General features: G+C 43.3%; 19 protein-coding genes. 11 read left to right on the top strand and 8 right to left on the bottom strand.

Translation table 11 applies throughout. The annotated features are described in order from the left end of the window. The first annotated feature begins 400 nt into the window (after nucleotides 1–400). From BM528_RS11720 to BM528_RS11710, 3 genes are all read left to right on the top strand, one after another. Entirely contained in the window at nucleotides 401–739 is a 339-nt protein-coding gene (locus BM528_RS11720) for a hypothetical protein (RefSeq protein WP_071979971.1), read from the top strand. Between the two features lie 3 nt (nucleotides 740–742). Further along, a complete protein-coding gene (locus tag BM528_RS11715; protein ID WP_071979970.1) occupies nucleotides 743–949 on the top strand; it encodes a hypothetical protein in 207 nt (68 codons plus the stop codon). Nucleotides 950–1116: 167 nt separating this feature from the next. After that, the gene (locus tag BM528_RS11710) at nucleotides 1117–1686 is read left to right on the top strand and encodes a hypothetical protein (RefSeq protein WP_163112710.1); all 570 of its coding nucleotides are present in this window, start codon (nucleotides 1117–1119) and stop codon (nucleotides 1684–1686) included. 364 nt (nucleotides 1687–2050) lie between these two features. On the opposite strand, the gene BM528_RS18965 is transcribed toward BM528_RS11710, so the two are convergent. Further along, nucleotides 2051–2173 carry a hypothetical protein gene (locus tag BM528_RS18965; protein WP_269529515.1) on the bottom strand — a complete coding sequence of 41 codons (123 nt, stop codon included), beginning with the start codon at nucleotides 2171–2173 and terminating at the stop codon, nucleotides 2051–2053. Nucleotides 2174–2407: 234 nt separating this feature from the next. Here BM528_RS18965 and BM528_RS11700 point away from each other — a divergent pair, with 234 nt between their 5' ends. Together BM528_RS11700 and BM528_RS11695 are read left to right on the top strand one after the other, a co-directional pair. Then, nucleotides 2408–2737, top strand: a complete 330-nt coding sequence (locus BM528_RS11700) for a type II toxin-antitoxin system PrlF family antitoxin (RefSeq protein WP_071979967.1) — start codon at nucleotides 2408–2410, stop codon at nucleotides 2735–2737. Nucleotides 2738–2757: 20 nt separating this feature from the next. Continuing rightward, a complete protein-coding gene (locus tag BM528_RS11695; RefSeq protein WP_071979966.1) occupies nucleotides 2758–3213 on the top strand; it encodes a type II toxin-antitoxin system YhaV family toxin in 456 nt (151 codons plus the stop codon). A 158-nt stretch (nucleotides 3214–3371) separates the two neighbouring features. On the opposite strand, the gene BM528_RS11690 is transcribed toward BM528_RS11695, so the two are convergent. From BM528_RS11690 to BM528_RS11660, 7 genes are all read right to left on the bottom strand, one after another. Continuing rightward, nucleotides 3372–4187, bottom strand: coding sequence for a hypothetical protein (locus tag BM528_RS11690; RefSeq protein WP_071979965.1), 816 nt, complete (start codon nucleotides 4185–4187; stop codon nucleotides 3372–3374). Between the two features lie 116 nt (nucleotides 4188–4303). After that, nucleotides 4304–4483 carry an oxidoreductase-like domain-containing protein gene (locus tag BM528_RS11685; RefSeq protein WP_071979964.1) on the bottom strand — a complete coding sequence of 60 codons (180 nt, stop codon included), beginning with the start codon at nucleotides 4481–4483 and terminating at the stop codon, nucleotides 4304–4306. Between the two features lie 248 nt (nucleotides 4484–4731). Continuing rightward, nucleotides 4732–5478 carry a hypothetical protein gene (locus BM528_RS11680; protein WP_071979963.1) on the bottom strand — a complete coding sequence of 249 codons (747 nt, stop codon included), beginning with the start codon at nucleotides 5476–5478 and terminating at the stop codon, nucleotides 4732–4734. A 107-nt stretch (nucleotides 5479–5585) separates the two neighbouring features. Continuing rightward, on the bottom strand, nucleotides 5586–7532 hold the full coding sequence (locus BM528_RS11675; RefSeq protein WP_071979962.1) for an alkaline phosphatase: 1947 nt from the start codon (nucleotides 7530–7532) through the stop codon (nucleotides 5586–5588). 14 nt (nucleotides 7533–7546) lie between these two features. Next, nucleotides 7547–9130, bottom strand: a complete 1584-nt coding sequence (locus BM528_RS11670) for an alkaline phosphatase (protein WP_071979961.1) — start codon at nucleotides 9128–9130, stop codon at nucleotides 7547–7549. Between the two features lie 314 nt (nucleotides 9131–9444). After that, complete coding sequence (gene lpxH, locus BM528_RS11665; protein WP_071979960.1) at nucleotides 9445–10170, bottom strand: UDP-2,3-diacylglucosamine diphosphatase; 726 nt, start codon at nucleotides 10168–10170, stop codon at nucleotides 9445–9447. A 158-nt stretch (nucleotides 10171–10328) separates the two neighbouring features. After that, nucleotides 10329–10820 (bottom strand): peptidylprolyl isomerase, encoded by a 492-nt coding sequence (locus BM528_RS11660; RefSeq protein WP_071979959.1) that lies wholly within the window; start codon nucleotides 10818–10820, stop codon nucleotides 10329–10331. Nucleotides 10821–11040: 220 nt separating this feature from the next. Here BM528_RS11660 and cysS point away from each other — a divergent pair, with 220 nt between their 5' ends. The 6 genes from cysS (at nucleotide 11041) to BM528_RS11630 (ending at nucleotide 16705) form a co-directional block, all read left to right on the top strand. Beyond that, nucleotides 11041–12423, top strand: a complete 1383-nt coding sequence (cysS, locus tag BM528_RS11655) for a cysteine--tRNA ligase (protein ID WP_071979958.1) — start codon at nucleotides 11041–11043, stop codon at nucleotides 12421–12423. A 390-nt stretch (nucleotides 12424–12813) separates the two neighbouring features. Beyond that, complete coding sequence (locus tag BM528_RS11650) at nucleotides 12814–13479, top strand: response regulator (protein ID WP_071979957.1); 666 nt, start codon at nucleotides 12814–12816, stop codon at nucleotides 13477–13479. 95 nt (nucleotides 13480–13574) lie between these two features. Further along, nucleotides 13575–14783, top strand: a complete 1209-nt coding sequence (locus BM528_RS11645) for an ATP-binding protein (RefSeq protein ID WP_232230481.1) — start codon at nucleotides 13575–13577, stop codon at nucleotides 14781–14783. Continuing rightward, nucleotides 14780–15175: a cupredoxin domain-containing protein gene (locus tag BM528_RS11640; RefSeq protein ID WP_071979955.1), complete on the top strand. Its 396-nt coding sequence runs from the start codon at nucleotides 14780–14782 to the stop codon at nucleotides 15173–15175. The genes BM528_RS11645 and BM528_RS11640 overlap by 4 nt, the downstream gene beginning before the upstream one ends. Further along, nucleotides 15168–15929, top strand: coding sequence for a hypothetical protein (locus BM528_RS11635; protein ID WP_071979954.1), 762 nt, complete (start codon nucleotides 15168–15170; stop codon nucleotides 15927–15929). The genes BM528_RS11640 and BM528_RS11635 overlap by 8 nt, the downstream gene beginning before the upstream one ends. Nucleotides 15930–16030: 101 nt before the next feature. After that, a complete protein-coding gene (locus BM528_RS11630; RefSeq protein WP_156844100.1) occupies nucleotides 16031–16705 on the top strand; it encodes a hypothetical protein in 675 nt (224 codons plus the stop codon). Nucleotides 16706–16874 lie beyond the last annotated feature (169 nt).

Here is a 16874-nt window from a genome sequence, read left to right as displayed (position 1 = left end):
GTTTATTTGTACAAGGCAAGTGAGAAAGAGCGGTAATTTGTTACAAGATGTTTGTTTTAAAAAGAAAAATAGTGAGGGTGAGTCTGAAAATGCTAAGTATTTTAATGGGTTAGCGCTTTTGTTAGTGAAATTTTTATTTTTTCCAAAGAAAAGAATCCGCTGCTTGGTTTCATTTAAAGATTAACATCAATTGCTGTTGTGCATATACTCTGGGTACTAGAGGCTGTTGATCTTTGAACATTATTTGTTCAGCAGTACATTGGTAGCCACATCATCATGAATGCCAATGCGACTGTACTGCTATAGTTTCGAGTTTTTGTTGCCATCAGTAAAGTCTCCGTTAGTAAAATCTACGGAGGCTATTTTACGGAGTAGCTAAATCTGGGGAAGACGGCCTATATTGATCGCTTACATTGTAGCAACTGGAGCAGAAAAACTAGCAGCAACATCTCTAACTGTTTCTGGTGGAGCAGTTCTAGATGGTGGAGCTGGAGCAATCAATGCGTCAATTGAAGGAAAACCTTCAGGTCAAATAATGGATGCCTCACTCGAAAGTGCAATTGAGAGTGTCGCCCCACAAGTAAAAGCGGTTGGAAATATTGCTGGTGACATCACAAGCTCTCTACTTAATAAGGCAGGTGCAGGAGATGGTGCAACTGATCTTGGTTCAGAAGCAGTGAGTAAAGTTGCCGAGCGAGCTGTATCTGATGCTTGTAGCGCGTTAAATAATGAGTGTTAATAGATGATCAAGAAACACCAACTAAAAAAGTTATTAAAAATTTCTCTAATTTTGTCATTCTTAATCTTAATTCTCGCAGTCTTAAAAACTCTGATTAATGGCACTATAAGTCAACTAACCATATCAGGTGCGCTACAGGCAGTTGCAATTTCTTTTGTGACAGGGACGGTTGGAGCCGTTGCACTGATGTTAAAAGATAATAAAGATTAGGCCTAGTAGCGATTATTTATTGCCAAATTTAAGTAAAAGCCTCGTACTCGCGGGGCTTTTTTTGTTCGCATACAAACTGACTTAAAAAGTAAACTATATTGCTAAAGCACTGAATAAATTATTTCTTTTCGATTACCTACTATGACTCATAGTGTCGTTGAATGTATATGCAGGCACGATACTATGATCCAGTGATTGGGCGTTTTTATTCGAATGATCCGAATGGTGAATTCTTAAACTTTGCGATCGGAGGGTTAGTAGGCGCTGCTGTAGAGGCGTTAACTCAAGTCGCAACCGAAGGCAAAGTCACTACTTGGGCTAAAGTTGGTGCGATGGGTGTTGCGGGTACATTGTCCGGTGGTTTGAGTATTGCTACTAAGGGATTATCGGTTGGTCAAAAGGCTCTGGCAGTTGCCGGTAACACTACTATTGACGCTACTTCACAAGCGTCGGCGAGTTTGATTTCTGACGGTTTAACGGGAGATATAGAAGGATCATTTACTAAAGCAGCTGAAACGGGATTGAATGCTGCGGTGGGGCCGGGTAAAGCAACGGTTTCTGCTGGCAAAGGAAAGCTGGGTGTTATCAGTAATATTGTTGGAGCAAAAACGCCAACAGTAAACACTGGTGTTAAATCTTTAGATTCAGTAATAACAGAAACGAGGGCTGCACTCGTGAAAACCGCAGAGGGTGTAGAGGCTGGTAAGATTAACTATGAGTTGAAAGAGAATAACTAAGATGTGTAAACCTGACGCAAACACTGCCTTTTTGAAAGGTTTTAGATACATGTTTTCGTTTTCATTTATTGTACTGTCAGTCTTGTTCTTTTTTATGTTAAGCATAAGCAACAGCTCAGAATTGAAGATTAGTAATGTACTTTTAGGTTTTTCAGGGATTATCTTACTTGCTCTGGTTGTTAGCTTTTTAACTGTTTATACAGGAATTAAAAAAGGAATTGAGGCTGGAGAAACTTCAGATTCCGAAATATTCAGGAAAAACGGTAAATTGAACATAAACTTTTTAAAAAAGCACGACTAGCTCATGGGCAAAGACCTATAAATTCTTTTGAATCCAAAGCCTCGCATTCGCGGAGCTTTGTTTTTACAGCAGGTTGATGATTTGCTGAAGTTCACCATTGCGCCAATGGCCGAGCGATTTTCTGCCATCAGGCATGATGCGTTCGATGTAGTCTGGAAAGTCTGGTCGATTCAGCATTTTTTCCATAAAGCGTTTGTCCCTGAGCTAGCAAGTCACGGCTTAATTTCCCAGATTGGCTATCGAACTCAACCTCATTCGCTAATGCCAACACTTAGTTTGCTGAGATCTACTGCAAGTCCCTTCTCTCGGCGTTAAGCAACTTAAGCAATTCCTAGCTAGTCAAGAGGTAATGCATTTGCATTACCTCTTGGTTAATACTAAAATCAAAGCTAATGAAACTAGAAGAAGATAGAGGCTATTATGGCACGGGTTGCTTTAGAAACTGAATCAACACTTACAGACCGCTTCCAAACTACGGTGCCTAGTTCTGTACGTCAGGCTTTGCACTTAGGCAAGAAAGACAAAATTAAATACGCGATACAGTCTGATGGCAGCGTTGTTATCTCGCGTGCAGCAGCGCAAGAAAGTGACCCTGTACTTAGCGAGTTTTTATCATTCATAGCCCGTGATATGAAGGCTCATCCTGAAAGACTAGAGCCGTTATCAGCAAGTATGCGAGAAAGCGTTGATGCGTTGGTTGAAGGTGTTGAAATTGATTTAGATGCTCCGTTATCGGATGAGGACGAGTAAGTTTGCAAAAAACGATACCAATGGTCGTAAATGGTTGGACACTTTACACTCATCCATTGTTTAAAGAGCAGTACCTTAATCTGAAATCACAAGTTGAGGCTTTACGTGAAAAAGATCCAAAAGGTTACCTTAAAAAGAACGCCACGAAACGATTAGCCGCTATTCAAAGGCTAATCTTTGAATTAATACCACATGACCCTACCAGTGCTGAATTTCGCCAAGGAAGCACATTAGGTAATGATAACAAGCATTGGTTTCGGGCAAAGTTTTTCCAGCAATACCGTTTGTTTTTTCGTTATCACCTAGAGTCAAAAGTCATCGTTTATGCTTGGGTAAATGATGAAAACAATAAACGCGCATACGGTAGCAAGACCGATGCTTACAAAGTATTCGAAAAGATGTTAAAGGCTGGTCATCCTCCTGAAGGATGGGATGATCTTTTAAAAGCAGCCAAGGACGAATTACTCCCTCCATAAGCTAACCGCTTGTTTTTCCACAAGAACGTAGTCTGGTTCGTATTTCGGATTATTTTATATGCAGGCACGACACTATGATCCAGTAGGTGCAATAACTCACTAAGGAATGCAAAAAGGCATTAACGTGTTAAGTCATTATTCCTACGCCATTCATGAGTTTAATTGTATATATTATTCGCTCTTTTCAGTGCCGCGATTTCGTTCTTAGCGTTTTCAAGAAACGCATCGAACTGACGGATAATATCTGGGTGAGAAGTGGTAGAGAGTTGATAGCTGAATTGAGTGCTTGGAGCGTGTTTTGCTAGAGCAAAGTCGTTGGCATCATAACCTAACTCTGTTGCATAGTGTTTTACAACATGAATGTTAAGATCTAGCCCGTCTATCAAGCCCTTTTTAAGCATGCGAATTAAAATGCGAGTAGAGCCTTCATAAACAAATTCGATATTGTTTTCTTCAATGCGAGAGGCCCACTGTGGGCCCGGGATGAAACCGTATAAAGTGCCAATCGTTCTTATTTCACTTTCTGGAAGCTTTCGGTTTTCTTTTAACACAACAGTGTCTGCGCGAAGGTTAATTATATCCTCACTAAACACTAAGCCCTCATTGCCGCTATTCCAAAGGGAGTGGTCGGGAAGGCGAAAGTCGATATTTTCCTTTTGATACCATTCGTGAAATCGGGTTGTCGGTAAATGTATATATTCGAATTTGATGTTGTGTTGCTTGGCAAATATCTCGAGAACGTCAATTAAAAAGCCGGGGTTATCAAGAGCGCTTTTATTCGAATACATGGGGTAGTAATCTATGTCTTCCACACCCACTCGATAGATTTGCTGTTGCATTAACTCTTGTTCGGCAGCGACACTGGTGTTTGCAAAGAGAGTGCAAAACGCGAGGCATGATGCAAGACTCCTTGTAAAGTACCTTGTCCAATGCAATGCAAATTTAACTAAGGCGATATTTCCCCATTTTTTCATTATTGTCTCTGTATTTAGGGCCTGTAATTCGCTACGGCGAGAATGTATTTTTCTTATCTATCGTATTTCTATTATATTGTGTCGAGAGCATAACAGTGAGAGCGTAAACTAATATCTTACTCATTTTGCTTTTGCTCTATTGCGCGAACTTGCTCCCGCCACTTATCTAGCTTCTCGAAATAGACGTCCCAAATGCAAGGGCAACACGAGCCTCCGCCGCAGCAATCGTCACGCAGTGGTTTCTCGGGCTCAGGAGGTAACTCGAATTGAGCAGTATTTTGGTTTGCCTTATCCATTGAATTTACCTTATATACTACTAATTAGTATGAGGTGATAGTGCTGTAAATTCAAACAAAAGTTCAACGGGAGAGAGGCCCGATTTTTCTTTGGATCCCTTAGTTCTGAATAAATTGAGAAGATTGGGTTAGCAAGTTGTTGTGAAACACTTGCTAACCGTTCTAGTAATGGCAGGGCACTCTATACTAAATACTTATTATAAGTACCTCATTATAAATGCTTTATTGTGAGTACTTATTAGCGACTATTAATGGCTGTGTTCGCCCTCTAAAGCATGGCCTTTGTCATTGTAAAAGCCGCTTGCTCCAGCTTCTATGAAGCCTTGAGTCACCATCTTTGTAAGAAAAGGATCGGTGTGGTCGTCGCCAATATCGGCGTAATCGGTGGCTTGATAGTCTGCTCGCTTTGCAAAGAACGAATTCACGTCTGCGTTGTAATCGGTCGAAGTTAACGTCCAATTTCGATGAACTTTTCCACTCTCTACTTCAAAGCTGGCAATTAATTGCTGGTGCACTAGCCATGTTAACGTAAATGAGCCGGCTGAGTTTTTAAGTTCGTATGTCTCTGTTTTTTCACATCCGCTTCCCGTTGAACTTACTAGCGCCATCGAATCGAGAAAGGTGTCACTAACAAGTTGGTAGCGATAAGAAAAGTCAGTTTCTTTTTTACCGTGAATGGTTTCACCAGGCTGATACTCAATGGCTCGCTGATGGCCATCAAAATACCGTACTGGCTTAATAAATTTGTTACGCACCAAAGTGTACTCTTCGGTGATTTTTGTCTCAGGGTACTGATGCGCAACCTTATTATCCATACGCCAAAGCGACATGTCAGTGGTACGTGTACTGTCACCCATTCTGGTGTGTTTGGTAATACTTACTGCATAGTCTGCTTTCAAGTGTTTGCTGTTTTTGTTGCATACTTCACTTGCATGTACGCTATTTAATACCGGTGCTAGCCCCAATACACAAAAAAGTAATAGTGTTTTTTTCATTTTTGCTCCAATACCAAAGGGAGCTGGTCGCCCAGCTCCCTTTGTATATTAAACGGGTCTGCCGTGTTTACTAGCAGACCCGAGTTACTGTACTTATATCCTAACAATTATTCCATTGCGCTCTCTGCTTGTGATACGAAATCACCAGCAAAGTCCATTACATGGAAAATGACGCTTTGTTCGTTAGTACCGTTTACTAAGAAAGCACCTGGGCCTTTAGCGTAAATACCAACGTCTTCACCTGAGTGAGTTTCAGAGCTAAGCGGTACCAATGCTTCTTGGTGATAGCCAGGAGTAGTGGTATCAACATCGGTAATATCTTTACGGCCAGTGTCTGGGCCAGCAAGATAAGACGCGTCTGAGTTAGTCACATCACCTAAGTTTCTAAAACCAAGACCGTTAGTGTAGCCAAGCGTTGTGTAAGGCGTGCCATCGGCAGCTGTTGCTGCGTCTTCAGCGCCTACATTAACCACTTTGCCCAAAATTGGGTTACCGCGCTTCGGATAGCCCGCAATGGTGAATACATGGCCGTGGTCAGCTGTAACAATGATTAGTGTGTCTTCATCGTTAGTTAGCTCATCTGCAGTAGCGACTGCTTCAGCAAATGCAATGGTATCGTGCAATGCGCCGTAGGCATTTCCAGCGTGGTGAGCATGGTCTATACGGCCAGACTCTACCATTAAGAAAAAGCCTTCATCGTTGTTATCAAGAACGTTGATTGCAGCACTGGTCATTTCGGCAACCGATGGCTCACCGGCAATATCGTTCGCACGGTCTGCTTCGTATTGCATGTGTGACTCGTTAAACAACGCAAATACACGCTCGGTAGTTTCTGTGTCTAAACCATCAAAACCAGACTGGTCAAACACGTAAATACCGTTGGTGTAGAGATCTTGCCATTCTGCTGTTAAGTCACGACCATCTGTGCGATCGCCTTCTGTGCTGCTGGCTGCATCAGGGCTGTTAAACGCCGGATCTCTTGGTAGGAAGTGACGACGGCCTCCACCCATTACCACTTCAATACCGTCAACGTCTACACCATCAAATTTCGCTTCAAGATTGCTCTCAAAGTTGATTAGTTGGTCTGCAATATCAGTACAGCCAGCAGTAACGGCTGCTTCTGGCATATCTGAGATATCTTCCCAGTTTCGGTCGGCAGATTTTGCATAAGTGGCAGCTGGTGTAGCGTGGGTTATACGTGCTGTTGAAATGATACCGGTAGATTTACCTGCAATTTCAGCAAGCTCTAGTGCAGTAACCAGCTCGTTACCTGCTACTGTAGAGCAATCGCCGCGCTCGATATCTTCATCAACGCCTATAACGCCCACATCAGTTTTGATACCGCTCATCATCGCAGTCATGGTGCCTGCAGAATCAGGCGTTTGAGCGTCAACGTTGTAGGTTTTTGACAAACCAGAGAATGGGAAACGGTCGAAGCTTAGTTGATTTTCCTCACCTTCCAAACCTTTCATCTGACCGTCTAGAATACGAGCCGCGGTAACGGTTGAAACACCCATACCGTCACCAACGAATAAAATAACGTTTTTCGCCGTGCCGCGCAGGTTCTGAACCATTGCATCAAGTTCTTCTTGTGAACTTACGGTAGCAACGCTCACATTAGAAGATGCTGCAGCATTACCTGAAGTAGCATTCATCCAAACTTGCTTATTATTTTCTACTTCTGTTTGCCCATCAACGAACCATTCGTTGTTTAAGCTAGTTAGAATTTCGCTGTTGTCCACTGAGCTTGCGCCGGGCACACATACGTAGCTTGTTGAAGTGATTTCGCTTTCAGACAATGTGCCATCGTTGTCTGTATCTAGGCCAGAGTCAATACGAACGCCGCTGTTAGGGCAGTTTACATCGCCTTCTGGCAGCTGCGTTTGCACGGTAAGGCTATTAGAACCGTTAGCGCCATCGGCACCATTTGAACCGTCTACACCAGCAACGCCGTCTGCACCATCTACGCCGTCTTGGCCGTCATCACCCTCTAACGAGCAGGCTGAAAGCCCAGCTATTGCTACTGCAATTAAACTTAATTTAAATAAATTCATTTTCTTATCTCCACTTATTCGTTAACAAGGCCAAGGGCTTGGTTTATTAAGTGGAAAACAACATTTTGCTCTACCACACCTTGCGCGAGTTGACTTCCAGGGCCAGTTGCATGTAAAGAAATATCTTCCCCAGAGTGGGTTTCAGAGCTCAATGGGATAAGTGCTTCTTGGTGATAGCCTGGAGTAGTGGTATCGATATTGGTGAGGTCTACGCGTCCTGCCGCAATATCTAATCCGTAAGAGACATCTGAATTTGTTTCATCGCCTAGGTCATAAAAGCCTCTTCCGTTTGTATACCCAAGCGTAGTGTAAGGGGTACCGTCAGATGCTGTTGCTGGCTCTTCAGAGCCCACGTTCACAACTTTTCCTAAAATAGGGTTGCCGCGTTTAGGATAGCCCGCAATTGTGAATACATGACCATGGTCGGCAGTCACAAGAATAAGCGTTTCTTCAGGGTTAGTATTTTCAACCGCTGTCATTACTGCTTCTTCAAACGCAAGGGTATCGGTAAGTGCGCCAGCAGCGTTGCCTGCGTGGTGAGCATGGTCGATACGACCAGACTCAACCATTAGGAAAAAGCCTTTTTCGTTATTATCAAGAATGTTAATAGCCGCTTCTGTCATTTCAGAAACTGAAGGCTCGCCGGCAATATCGTTGCTGCGGTCTGCTTCGTACTGCATGTGAGATTCGTTAAACAAAGCGAAAACCCGCTCTGTAGTTTCTGTATCAATCGCGTCAAAACCAGTTTGGTCGAAAACATAAACACCGTTTTCGTATTTCTGCTGCCATTCTGCGGTTAAGTCGCGCTCGTCAGTGCGATCGCCTTCTACGTCGCTTTGCGCATCTGGGCTGTTAAACGCAGCATCTTTTGGCAGGAAATGACGGCGTCCACCGCCCATTGCTACTTCAATACCGTCAACATCAATTCCGCTGTAACGGCTTTCAAGATAAGTTTCGAAATTTACAAGCTGATCGGCTATATCAACACATCCAGCAGCGATGGCGTCTTCAGGCATGTCTGAGTTGTCTTCCCAGTTGCGATCGGCTGATTTTGAATACGTTGCTGCTGGTGTTGCGTGAGTAATACGCGCAGTGGACACGACACCAGTAGAAAGACCTTTAATTTCTGCAAGCTCAAGCGCAGTAATCACTTCGTTGCCCGCTACAGTAGAGCAGTCGCCACGTTCGATGTCTTCATCGACACCAATAACGCCTACGTCGGTTTTAAGACCAGACATCATGGCAGTCATTGTTCCCGCTGAATCCGGTGTTTGTGCATTTACATTGTAAGTTTTAACCAGCGCCGTGTGAGGGAAAGATTCAAAGCTTAAATAACCTTCCTCGCCTGGGTTACCCGCTAACTGTCCCTTGTGAATACGTGCAGAGGTAAGTGTAGAAATACCCATACCGTCACCAACAAAAAGAATGACGTTCTTGGCTTTGAATTTATTATTAGTTGCTAGTTTCTCAGTCAATTTCGATTGCGCATCGGTAAACCAAGCGCTATTTGTTTGATGCTCGGGCAAGACTGCTGCTTGTAGCCCAGCGGATACCGCCAGTGCCACTGCAGTGCATGCTGCTTTCCAGTTACGATTCATGATTGTTTCCTAAACGTATTATTAAAATCGGTTTTTGGGTATGTGTGGGCGTTCCCAAAGCAAAAGCGGTTTTTCCTTTGTGCTAGTGCTGAAACGCAGACTGGAGGTTAGGCATGCTTGGTGACAATTATTTGACATATATATTGCAAGATTGTCACATTTGTCATATTCAGGAGTTTTCGTAGGATAGATTTAACCTTGGCGAAGGATTTTTTATAAAGTAATGAGTCGGTTACTTAAAGATGAGCGGTAAAAAAAGAAAAAGATTAATTATCAAATAAGTGGACTGACCAGATTATAAGTGCCGGAATTGATTACAAAAAATTGTGATGTTGTAACATTACTTCTGAGGGCGTGACCTTCAGTATACTTCCTTGATCGTACCAATCGCCCAGCACAATTCGGGTTGCGGGCTTGTTATTCGCTGTAAGGGAATGAATATTAGGTCGGTGGGTATGTCCGTGGATCATGCGTTGAACGCCCCATTTCTCCATGGTTTTCACCACTTCTTCGGGGGTAACGTCCATAATCTCGGGTTTAAGGTTTTGTTGATTAGCTTTACTTTCGGCGCGCCCGTTTTCCGCGACTCGGCGTCTGTACCACAAGGGAAGGGCAAGCATTAGTCTCGGCCACCACCATCCTCGTGATTTTTTACGAAACTTCTGATAGGCAACATCTTTTGTACATAACTCGTCACCATGGGTAAGTAGTGTAGGCGTTCCGTATAAGTCTACAACCTCTTGCTCGTTCAGCAGCGTCATGCCCGCTTTACCTAGCCATGTTTGTCTTATTGCAAAGTCACGGTTACCGTGGATAAAGTAGATGGGGCAGTGTTGGCTAACGCGCTTAAAAGCGTCGGCAATAAAGGTATTAAAAGGCGTTACGTTGTCGTCGCCTATCCAAACTTCAAACAAATCGCCTAATACATATAGGGCATCTGCTTTTGGTGCTTCTTCCTTTAAAAAGCGCATCAGGCATTGAGTAATGTCCTCTCTCTCGGCACTTAGGTGAAGGTCTGCAATGAAGTAAGTAAAAGGCATAATACATCTTATCTAAAAGTGAAAAGCCGTACTGCTTAGGTACGGCTAAAACATTTATTGCTGATCTCTTCGTAACCAGCGAATAAGCGTATGGCGAAGCAATAGAGTACCTATTGGAAGATAAGTTTGACTGTTACAACGCCAAGGCACAATAGCAATTATACAACTACCGCTTTCTCAATGATAACAGGCTCTACAGGTACATCTTGGTGATAACCATGGTTGCCCGTTTTAACTGCTTTTATTTTCTCTACTACGTCCATGCCTTCTGTAACTTTACCAAACGCACAATACCCCCAGCCATTAGCGCTTTCGCTAGTGTGGTTTAGGAAGTCGTTATTGTTTACGTTAATGAAAAATTGTGACGTTGCAGAGTGTGGGTCTTGAGTACGAGCCATAGCAATAGTGCCTACCTCGTTTGCTACACCGTTATTGGCTTCGTTTTCAATTGGCGCTTTGGTTTCTTTTTGCTCCATATCTTCAGTGAAGCCACCGCCTTGCACCATGAAGTTATTAATTACACGGTGAAAGATTGTGTTATCGAAGAAACCGTCTTGCACATAAGAAAGAAAATTAGCGACAGTGTTAGGCGCTTTATCTTCAAACAGTTCAATTGTGATATCACCAAAATTTGTTTTTAACGTAACCATTATGGGGTCCTATGTATTTTCTTTAAAAAAGTGCGCTAATGGTAGCGCAAAAGCGAAGTTTGGGGAAATACCGACGCATAAATAGACGGTCTTAACATGTTATTACTCTTGTACTTCTATTTTGGCTTTTTAGACAGGCGAAATAGGGGGTAAAAGCCCTACCATTATTTTTATACAGTGCTAAACTTTGCGCCCAAATTGATATACAGGAAGACTTGCTATGCTACATCTTTACAATACCCGAACCCGTGAAAAAGCGAAGTTTGTGCCGCTTGAAAAAGGGAAAGTGGGTCTGTATGTGTGTGGTATTACTGTATACGACCTCAGCCACATGGGGCATGCGCGCACTTACCTAAGCTTCGACGTGCTAGTTCGCTATTTGCGCCACCTTGGCTATGATGTGAAATATGTACGAAATATCACAGATATTGACGACAAAATCATTAATCGTGCAAACGAAAATAATGAAAGCTTCGAAGTGCTAACCAAGCGCACTATCGGCATGATGCACGAAGACTTTGCGGCAATTAATTTGCTAGAGCCCGATGTGGAGCCTACCGTAAGTGGGCATATGCCAGAAATCATCGACATCATTGAGCGCCTAGTGGAAAAAGGCTACGCCTACCAAGCACAAAGCGGCGACGTGTTATTTGATGTGAGTAAATATGAAGACTATGGCAAGCTAAGCAAGCAAGACCTAGATCAACTTAAAGCCGGTGCCCGTGTTGAAGTGGCGCAGGGTAAAGACGATCCCCTCGACTTTGTATTGTGGAAAACTACCAAGCCCGGCGAACCAGCGTGGCCATCTCCATGGGGAGAGGGACGTCCTGGTTGGCACATAGAATGTTCTGCAATGAACTACAAGCACCTAGGCGCACATTTTGACATTCATGGTGGTGGCTCAGATTTAACCTTTCCTCACCATGAAAACGAAATTGCGCAATCATGCTGCGCTCATGACAGCGAGTATGTAAATGTTTGGATGCATACAGGAATGGTGCAGGTTGATGATGAGAAAATGTCTAAGTCGCTAGGTAATTTTTTTACTCTTCGCGATGTGCTAAAAGAGCATGACTCAGAAACCTTACGCTTTTTCTTGATGTCTGCCCATTACCGCAGTCAGCTCAGCTACTCGCAAGATAATATTACTCAAGCTAAAGCAGCACTAGAGCGTTTGTATACCGCGCTTCGCGGTGTAGAAGTTGATCATTCAGCAGACCTAGGGCACGGTGGTTATTTAGCGCGTTTTGAAGCTGCTATGAACGATGATCTTAACGTACCAGAGGCATTCTCAGTACTGTTTGATGTTGCCCGCGAAATAAATCGTAATAAAGACGATGCTGCTGAAGCCAGTAAGCTAGCCTTCGTGCTAAAAGGCTTGGGCGCTATTTTAGGTATGCTGCAAAGCGACCCAGATGCGTATTTAAAAGGCGGTAACGATAACGACGATGAGGCCGCTGAGATTGAGGCGCTGATAAAGCAACGTAATGACGCAAGAGCCGCCAAAGACTGGGCAGCTGCCGACGCAGCGCGCGATGCATTAACAGCAATGGGCGTAGTGCTAGAAGATGGCGCTGGTGGCACCACTTGGCGTAGAAACTAGTATAATTACCCATTAGTCAGTTTGTAGTGTACTCAACGCATGATAAGGGGTACACGAATTTAAGAATGAAAGCCTGCTATTTAGCCTGTCTCTTATACACAAATCCCTACTAAGTAATTAGTGGGGATTTTTTTGAACTCTTCCTTCCAACTCTGATCAGATCTTTCACTTAACTCATTGGGTGAAAGTCATATGGCAAGGATGGTTCAAACTGCAAACCATCCTTGAAGGCTATGAGCTAGCCCTGTCTCTTGATATCGACTTGTGATCAAGAGACAGGCTATTTAGCAGGCTTTTTTGATCGCTTTCGGTGAGTATTGTCTAGCGTTCCTTAAGACAGTCTTAAGTTTTGGGTGTTATACTTTAAAAAAAAGCAATAAACAGAGCTCTATGCGAATTCTCCTTGTTGAAGATGATAAGCCTTTGTCTGACGCCTTATCACACTCTCTTCGTGCAGCTAATCATGCTGTTGATTGCGTTTTCCGTGGTAAAGATGCCCTTAGCGCAGTGCTTGATGAACAAACAGACCTAATAGTCTTAGATTTAGGCCTACCCGACATGGACGGGCTCGACGTGCTAAAGTCTATTCGACAGAAAAGTAAGTCTATGCCAGTCATCATTCTAACTGCCAGAGATAAAATCACTGATAAAATATTAGGTCTAGACGCGGGAGCCGACGATTATCTGCCAAAGCCCTTTGAAATGGACGAACTGCTTGCTCGGTTGAGAGTTATTGAGCGCAGGCAGGGGACTGCCTCCACGTCGCTTGTCTCTGTAGGGCGAGTGTCTCTCAACACGCAAACATTAGAACTTTCTGTTGGCGAGGCCTTGGTTGCCCTTCCAAGGCGCGAGTTAATGTTGTTGAAAGCGCTGATGGAAAACGCAGGGCGTATTCAGTCTAAGCAAAAACTAGAGTCGCGTTTGTATGAATGGGGTGAAGAAGTGGCAAGTAACACCATTGAGGTTCACATTCATCACCTTCGTAAAAAATTACCTGATAAGTTTATTAAAACCATTCGCGGCGTTGGCTATTCAATACCACAGGTAGAGAGCTAAAGTTGCGATCGATTCGGCGGTTCCTCACTCTTATATTGGTGAGCTCATTAATACTTATCATCTTTAATGCGGCTATACATGGCTATCGCTCTGCTATGTCAGTGTCTACATCTTTGATGGATAATGAATTAAAAAGCGTATTGCACGCTTTAGCGTTAAGTGAAAGCAAGTCAACAGGCGACTTAAAGGCAAATGAACTTGCTTTTCAAATATGGCGAGGACAAAAGCTGGTTTCACACAGCGGCCTATCGGAGCGCTTGCCCATCGCACGTTTTAATGATGGATTTTCAGGCCAGAATTTTAGCGGACAACGATGGCGAGTTTTTAAGCAAGCTATTGATGGCGAACTTACTATTATAGTTGCTCAGCCTTTGCAACACCGTGTGCTGTTAACTGAATCGTTAACGATATCAGCAATCACGCCATTTCTTTATGCAGTGCCGTTACTCGCCATCATTATACTGCTGGTTGTTACTCGAGGCCTATCGCCGTTAAAAGCGTTATCCAACAAATTATCTGTTCGACAAGGGAAAGACTTGTCGCCAGTGACACTTTCGTCAATTCCCACAGAAATGATGCCGGTAATGGATACGCTGAACACCATGTTTGCAAGGCTTAACAGTGCGTTTGAGCGAGAACAACAGTTTGCATCCAATGCAGCACATGAATTGAGAACGCCATTGAGTGTTATGAAGATAAACCTTCATAACCTTGCCGAGTCGATGATAGATAAAAAAGACGCCTTGCAAAATATTCAAAAAGACACGGACAGAATGATTCACGTTGTTAACCAGATACTGCTGCTCAGTCGCACCAGCCCCGAGCTATTTAAAATGCAGCTCGGCAACGTGGATGTCGTTGCCATAGCTCAGAAAGTTATTACCGACCTGTACGGTAAAATTGATGATAAACAACAAGACATAAGCCTCGACGGCGAGTCTGCTTTTTTAATGAGTACGGAATTTACGCTGTACACGCTATTACAGAACCTCATTGCGAATGCCTGCGCATACTCACCTAACGAGGCGGTTATTAAGGTATCTGTTTCACAAAATGAAAAAAACACTGTGATTTGTGTAGATGATTCAGGGCCTGGTATTGACGAATCAGAGCGAGAAAATGTCCTTAAACGTTTTTATCGCGACCAATCCCAAGACAAGTACAAATCTACAGGCAGTGGACTCGGGCTTGCTATCGTGGGGCAGATTGTGACCATGCACAAGGGAAGGATAGAATTAGACACCGCCTCAATAGGGGGCTTACGCGTTCAAGTAATGCTACCGAATCTGAGTAATACTGAATGACAATTTTCTCAAAGCGTTCGGTGCTACTTTCTTGGTTTTTAGTGATTGAATTGGTGTGCGGTAATGCAAAGGCAGCGCTACCAGAAGCGGTTATCGAGATTCGAAATCATCTTTTTATCCCTCAAAGCGTCACTGTACCTGAAGGGCAAAAAGTGCGCTTAGTTTTTATTAATCATGACAGTACACCAGAAGAAATTGACAGTTTTGATCTAAATCGAGAGAAAGTGATTTTTGGTCAAAGTCGAGGGGTTATTTTTATCGGCCCATTGCCCGCAGGAGAGTATGGCTTTTTTGGTGAGTACCACCCTAACTCAGCAGTAGGTAAAGTGATTGTCACCAATAGTGTTGACCACGCTATTGACGGCACTAGCGAGGGAAAGGCCCATGATTAACTCTGTTATATTATTTATTCGCGACACCTTGCCCATATTTTTACTAGTGAGTTTGCTGTTAAGTCAGTCCGGGATGCGGCTGCTTCCTTTAGGCCTAGGTATACTTGTTGGACTTTTGTTTGCCTGTGGTTGGTATGTAAATCTTTCTTCGCTGTCAACAATAGCAGACGGCGCGGGGCTTGAGCTTATCAAAGTCACACTTCTGCTTTTTGAATTGATGATGGTGTGCTTTTTTGCCAGAGATGTAGTGGCCCAACATCGAAGAGCGAATTTGTGGGCCGTATTACTCGTGGTGGCTATTACCTCAGCCAATGCCATTCATTTTTTCATTTATTCGGTTGCTTATTGGTCGAATGAGCAAACAGATATGAGCCTGATAATGGGTAGCGTAATTGGCCTAGGTATTAGTTTGAGTTTGAGCATACTGCTTCATGCGATGGTTAATTCGATTAGATACCCATTACCTAAGCTGATTGTTCTGTGCGTGTTTTGCGCCGGGCAGTTTGCCGGCATTGTCACCCTATTAGAACAAATCGACTATCTCAATGTGTCTACAAGACTTTGGAATTCCTCAACATGGGTGGCGGATGGCAGCGAATATGGTCATTTGCTCAATGTTTTGTTTGGCTACGAGGCTACGCCTAGTAGTGCATATATGTTCGCTTATTTGACTGCGGTTTTTTTGCCCATTTTATCCGCTTTTGTGCTTCGAAAAGACATGGGCATAGAAAAATACGAGGCACCATCATTATGAAAAAAATTATTGAAAGTGCTATTCGATTTGCAATGAGTTGTGCAATGAACAAATCCGTTAAAAATTTCATGAAGTCCGGGGGGGCACTGTCACTTTTGATAATGCTTTCTTTTAGCCCGGTTGGCCCGGTAATGGCAGATAATTTTGTGGTAGATAAAGTTTATCACCCTTATGTATTACCATTTGAACGTGAGTTTGAGTGGCGCCTGACATCTCGTCAAAACGATGAAGGCAACCTACTAATGCAGCGGATTTCTGCTGGGCATGCGCTATCTGAACGCACTATTTTAGAGCTCTACGTGGTGGGCAGTAGAGACGAGAACGATGATTTTTCAGTTGCCTCTTATGAGCTTGAATTGCGTACTATGCTGACAGAGCAAGGGCAATACTGGGCAGATTGGGGCGTGCTGTTTGAATTGGAAAAGCAAAATGATAGAAACGATTGGGAAATAAAAAGCGGCATTTTGACTGAAAAAGAGTTCGGACGTTTCTCTCTTACTACTAATGTAACTTTGGTTTATGAGTGGGGCGAAACCATTAAAAACGAAATTGAAGGCGAGTTTAAAATGAAATATCGCTATCGCTGGATCCCTGAAGTTCAGCCTGCGATTGAATTCTACGCCGCTGAAGACTTTATTGGCGTTGGCCCGGCATTTATGGGTATTCGTCGGTTCGATGGACAAAAGCAGCTAAAGTGGGAGTTGGGCTTTATCGCTGGGCTAAATGGGGATAACAAAGACCATACCCTACGCATGGTTTTAGAATACGAGTTTTGATAGCCAAAGTGCCGAACTGTGCAAAACCTGTCCGTATAGATAGCTGCCTACTCCGAAGGTAATTATCTATGCGAACTGGTATAGAATAAATTACAAATATTATTCAGTCTTAAGTTTGACTTAATATTCCTATCTCATAATCGTACTTAACAGTTAACAGAGTAGTTGT

The sequence above is a fragment of the Alteromonas sp. RW2A1 genome (assembly GCF_001886475.1).
Taxonomy (GTDB): Bacteria; Pseudomonadota; Gammaproteobacteria; order Enterobacterales; family Alteromonadaceae; genus Alteromonas; species Alteromonas hispanica.
The sequence above is the reverse complement of the archived record's forward strand: the minus strand, read 5'-3'. Positions and strand labels throughout refer to the sequence as shown.

Coding starts and splice junctions, on each gene's coding strand:
- BM528_RS11715 (WP_071979970.1), top strand. CDS start 743: ATGATCAAGAAACACCAACTAAAAAAGTTATTAAAAATTTCTCTAATT.
- BM528_RS11710 (WP_163112710.1), top strand. CDS start 1,117: ATGCAGGCACGATACTATGATCCAGTGATTGGGCGTTTTTATTCGAAT.
- BM528_RS18965 (WP_269529515.1), bottom strand. CDS start 2,173: ATGGAAAAAATGCTGAATCGACCAGACTTTCCAGACTACATCGAACGC.
- BM528_RS11700 (WP_071979967.1), top strand. CDS start 2,408: ATGGCACGGGTTGCTTTAGAAACTGAATCAACACTTACAGACCGCTTC.
- BM528_RS11695 (WP_071979966.1), top strand. CDS start 2,758: ATGGTCGTAAATGGTTGGACACTTTACACTCATCCATTGTTTAAAGAG.
- BM528_RS11690 (WP_071979965.1), bottom strand. CDS start 4,187: ATGAAAAAATGGGGAAATATCGCCTTAGTTAAATTTGCATTGCATTGG.
- BM528_RS11685 (WP_071979964.1), bottom strand. CDS start 4,483: ATGGATAAGGCAAACCAAAATACTGCTCAATTCGAGTTACCTCCTGAG.
- BM528_RS11680 (WP_071979963.1), bottom strand. CDS start 5,478: ATGAAAAAAACACTATTACTTTTTTGTGTATTGGGGCTAGCACCGGTA.
- BM528_RS11675 (WP_071979962.1), bottom strand. CDS start 7,532: ATGAATTTATTTAAATTAAGTTTAATTGCAGTAGCAATAGCTGGGCTT.
- BM528_RS11670 (WP_071979961.1), bottom strand. CDS start 9,130: ATGAATCGTAACTGGAAAGCAGCATGCACTGCAGTGGCACTGGCGGTA.
- lpxH (WP_071979960.1), bottom strand. CDS start 10,170: ATGCCTTTTACTTACTTCATTGCAGACCTTCACCTAAGTGCCGAGAGA.
- BM528_RS11660 (WP_071979959.1), bottom strand. CDS start 10,820: ATGGTTACGTTAAAAACAAATTTTGGTGATATCACAATTGAACTGTTT.
- cysS (WP_071979958.1), top strand. CDS start 11,041: ATGCTACATCTTTACAATACCCGAACCCGTGAAAAAGCGAAGTTTGTG.
- BM528_RS11650 (WP_071979957.1), top strand. CDS start 12,814: ATGCGAATTCTCCTTGTTGAAGATGATAAGCCTTTGTCTGACGCCTTA.
- BM528_RS11645 (WP_232230481.1), top strand. CDS start 13,575: ATGTCAGTGTCTACATCTTTGATGGATAATGAATTAAAAAGCGTATTG.
- BM528_RS11640 (WP_071979955.1), top strand. CDS start 14,780: ATGACAATTTTCTCAAAGCGTTCGGTGCTACTTTCTTGGTTTTTAGTG.
- BM528_RS11635 (WP_071979954.1), top strand. CDS start 15,168: ATGATTAACTCTGTTATATTATTTATTCGCGACACCTTGCCCATATTT.
- BM528_RS11630 (WP_156844100.1), top strand. CDS start 16,031: ATGCTTTCTTTTAGCCCGGTTGGCCCGGTAATGGCAGATAATTTTGTG.